Consider the following 912-nt stretch of genomic DNA (forward strand, 5'->3'; position numbering starts at 1 on the left):
CCCGTCATCGTCGGCATCGGCGAGATCGTTGACCGTCCGAGAGAGATCACCGAAGGCCTCGAACCGCTCGACCTGCTCGAACAGGCGTTGCGGCGCGCGGAAGCAGATGCCGGCGCAGGGCTGCTCGGCGAGGTGCAGTCACTCGACGTCGTCAACTTCCTGAGCTGGCGCTATCGCGATCCGGAGCAGTTGCTGGCGCAACGACTCGGCATCTCGCCCGCGCATTGCTATTACGGCCCCGTCGGCGGCGAGAGCCCGATCCGCTATATCCACGAGGCAGCAAAGCGCATTGCGCGCGGTGAATGCAGTGTTGCCGCTGTCTGCGGCGCGGAGGCACAGTCGACGGCGACCAAGGCGGAGCGCGCCGGCGCGAAGCTGCCATGGACGTCGTTCGCCCATGACGTCGAGGAGCCGAAACGCGGCGCAGCGTACCAGAAGCCGCTGGCGCAGAAGCTCGGGGTGTTCCGGCCCGTCACGGTGTATCCATTCTACGAGGCCGCCTCCTCGGCGCATTGGGGCCAGACGCCGCGCGAAGCGATGGCGGAGTCAGGCGTGCTGTGGTCGCGCTATTCAGAAGCCGCCGCGCAAAATCCAAATGCCTGGCTGAAGCGGCGCTATGCGCCCGACGAAATCACGACGCCGACGGCAGACAACCGCCTGATCGCCTGGCCCTACAACAAGCTCATGGTTGCCAACCCGAGCGTCAACATGGGCGGTGCGCTGCTGCTCACCAGCCTCGCCAGGGCGCGTGCGGCAGGCATCGCCGAGGACAAGCTCGTCTACCCGCTTGGCGGCGCTTCGGCGGAAGAACCGCGCGACTATCTTTTGCGCGACCAGTTTTACGAGAGCCATTCGCAGAACGCCGTTTTGAAGGCCGTGATGGATCTCGCCGACGGCGACGGCAAGAATTTC

The 912-nt window shown here is 65.7% G+C and carries 1 pseudogene; it reads left to right on the plus strand.

What is annotated here, in order from left to right:
* A pseudogene (locus FXB41_RS40315) lies at nt 1-912 on the plus strand (acetyl-CoA acetyltransferase); the annotation flags it as partial.

Source organism: Bradyrhizobium canariense (assembly GCF_019402665.1).
GTDB classification, from domain to species: domain Bacteria; phylum Pseudomonadota; class Alphaproteobacteria; order Rhizobiales; family Xanthobacteraceae; genus Bradyrhizobium; species Bradyrhizobium canariense.